This window comes from Actinosynnema sp. NPDC002837 (assembly GCF_040295345.1).
In the GTDB taxonomy this organism is placed as follows: domain Bacteria; phylum Actinomycetota; class Actinomycetes; order Mycobacteriales; family Pseudonocardiaceae; genus Actinosynnema.
Window position 1 is genome coordinate 1 of sequence record NZ_JBEOVG010000197.1, and the last position, 2,504, is coordinate 2,504.

The following is a 2,504-nucleotide window of genomic DNA, read 5'->3' on the forward strand; positions in this document are numbered from 1 at the left end:
AGACGCCGACCGCCCAGGTTGACCGACCGATCCCGGATCTCGAAATCCACCACAACTCCCCAACTGGGGTGTTGCGACGACCACTAGAACCCAAGAGAGTCGCCGGGGGCCGCCGATCCGGCGGGGTTGGTCAGGCGAGCGCTCAGCCGACCTTGCCCACGCCCGCGCCGCTCTGCACGGTCGACTTCACGCTGCTCGCGCTGTCGAGGCTGTAGCCGTACGGGATCGCCTTGACGCTGCCGCCCTGGTCACCCGAACCCGAGTTGACGAAGTGGTTGTTGCGCGCCACCAGGTTGGCGGGGTCCGAGCTGCCCTCGCCGCGGTGGAACGGGTCACGCGTGTTCTCGAAGTAGTTGCCCTCCACGAGCACGCCCGCCTCCTCCGTGGAAGCGACACCGTACGACGTCACGCCGCCGTAGTAGTTGTTGTAGACGTGCACGGGGTTGCCGAAGCGGACCCGCGGGTGGCGCTGGTTGGTGCCGTCGAACCAGTTGTTGTGGTAGGTCACGCGCAGCTTGCCGCGGTCCTCGCCGCCGTTGTCGTCGCTGTGGCCCAGCAGCATGGTCTTGTCGTGGGAGCTGATCTTGTTCCACGACACGGTCACGCAGTCGGACGCGCGCTTGATGTCGATGGCGCCGTCGTAACCGTTGCGCAGGCTGTTGTGGTCGATCCAGACCCTGGTCGAGTACTGGACGTTGATCGCGTCGTCCGCCCAGTTGGTGAAGTTCAGGTTCCGGATGATGACGTTCGACGCGTTGGAGACGTTCAGGCCGTGGCCGGTGATGGTGGCACCCGAGCCGACGCCGATGATCGTCTTGTTGGACGCCACCTTCGTCATGCTCGACAGGGAGATGGTGCCGGACACGCGGATCACCGAGGCGCTGGACGAGCCGACCGCGGACACGAACGCCGAGGTGCTGCTGACGGTGACCGGCGTGGCGCTGCCGCCACCGGTGGTACCGCCGCACTGCGTGGCCCAACCCTGGAGGTTGAACGACGCGGCGTTGGCCGAGGGCGCCATGATCACGGATGCGGCCAGGGCCGACACCGCGAGCAGCGCGCGGGAGATCTTGCGGGACATGCGGTTTCCTCCATACGACTGTGGATGAAAAGGGAACCGGCGGCGGTATTGCGACGTGGCGGCGACCGAAGGCCTACACCGGACTCACCACCTCTCCACGGTGTGCTTGCGGATGTGCTCGACGTCGAACTCGTCGCCGAGACCCGGAGAGGAGGTCAGGGTGACGTGCCCGTCCGCGTCGAGCGGGTCGGCCATCGCGAGCCGGTGCGGCGGCACGCGGTCGAAGTCGTGCAGCGGGTGCAGCAGGCCGCGCTCGTACCAGCGGCCGTTGTCCGTGCCGCCGAGCACGGCCAGGCTCGCCGAGCCGTCGCCGTGGATCTCGCAGTCCATGTTGAACGCCTCGGCCAGGTGCAGGGCCTTGACCGTCGGCGAGATGCCGCCGACGTCGGTCGGGCCCGCGCGCAGGATGTCGCACGCGCCGGAGGTGATCCACTCGGCGCGGGTCAGGTGCTTGCCCCAGGCCACCTCCGGGCCGATCACCGGGATGGACAGCTGCTCGGCCAGCCACCGGTAGGAGCTGATCGACGCCTCCTCCATCGGCTCCTCGAACCAGTAGAAGCCCAGCTCCTCCAACGCCCGGCCCAGTTCCAGCGCCTCGGTGCGCGAGTACCAGTGGTTGGCGTCGAGCATCAGCTCGACCTCGGGCCCGACGGCCTCGCGCACCGCCTCGCAGGCCGCGATGTCCGCGCGCACGCTGGGCGCACCGGGCACCGGCGGCATCCACGTGTGCAGCTTGACCGCCCGGTAGCCGCGCTCCACCAGCTGCTTCGCGAACGCCGCGTAGTCGCCGGGCGTGCTCAACCCGCCGGGGATCTCGTCGCCGCACATGGTGCTGGCGTAGGCCGGGACGCGGGACCGGGCGCCGCCGAGCAGCTTCCACACCGGTTGCCCGACCCGCTTGCCCACCAGGTCCCACAACGCCGTGTCGACGTAGCCGAGCGCCCGGTCGGTGAACCGGCCGTGGGAGCCGCGCTGCTTGCGCGCCATCTTGCGCCACAGCCCTTCCCGGTCCCACGGGTCCGCGCCGATCAGCACGGGCTTCACGATCGAGTCGAGCACGGCTGGGCGCAGCTGGTCGGGGTGCACCTGGACGCGCCCGACGGCGCCGTCGGAGTCGGTGATCTCGAGCAGCGCCTCGCGGACCTCGTGCTCGGCGCTCGGGTGCCGGTGCCCGTGCGGGTCCACCGCGGTCCACGCGGTCGTCGTGAACACCGAGACCTCGACGTGCTCGATCACCGCGACCTCCGCAGGCTCGCGCGGCCTCCGGCGTGACGACCGGTCTCGACCGGGTGGGACGGAGCCCTGTTCATGACATCCCCTCGCTCAGGTGGTCGGTGTGCGAACGGTGTGCCGGCGCCGCGCTCGGCCCGGTTCCGGGCAGGTGGGTCCTGGAACCTCCCCCTCTGGCGGGAGTCCTCTCCCG

Annotated in this window: 2 protein-coding genes; both read right to left on the reverse strand. The window is 69.8% G+C overall.

What is annotated here, in order from left to right; genetic code table 11:
• Positions 1 to 142: 142 nt before the first annotated feature.
• Positions 143 to 1,081, reverse strand: coding sequence for a pectate lyase family protein (locus tag ABTZ99_RS44795; protein WP_498772803.1), 939 nt, complete (start codon positions 1,079 to 1,081; stop codon positions 143 to 145).
• 84 nt (positions 1,082 to 1,165) lie between these two features.
• Positions 1,166 to 2,317, reverse strand: coding sequence for an enolase C-terminal domain-like protein (locus ABTZ99_RS44800; RefSeq protein ID WP_499619259.1), 1,152 nt, complete (start codon positions 2,315 to 2,317; stop codon positions 1,166 to 1,168).
• Positions 2,318 to 2,504 lie beyond the last annotated feature (187 nt).

Excerpts from the sequence above, each read along its gene's own strand:
- ABTZ99_RS44795 (WP_498772803.1), bottom strand. The coding sequence starts at position 1,081 with ATGTCCCGCAAGATCTCCCGCGCGCTGCTCGCGGTGTCGGCCCTGGCC.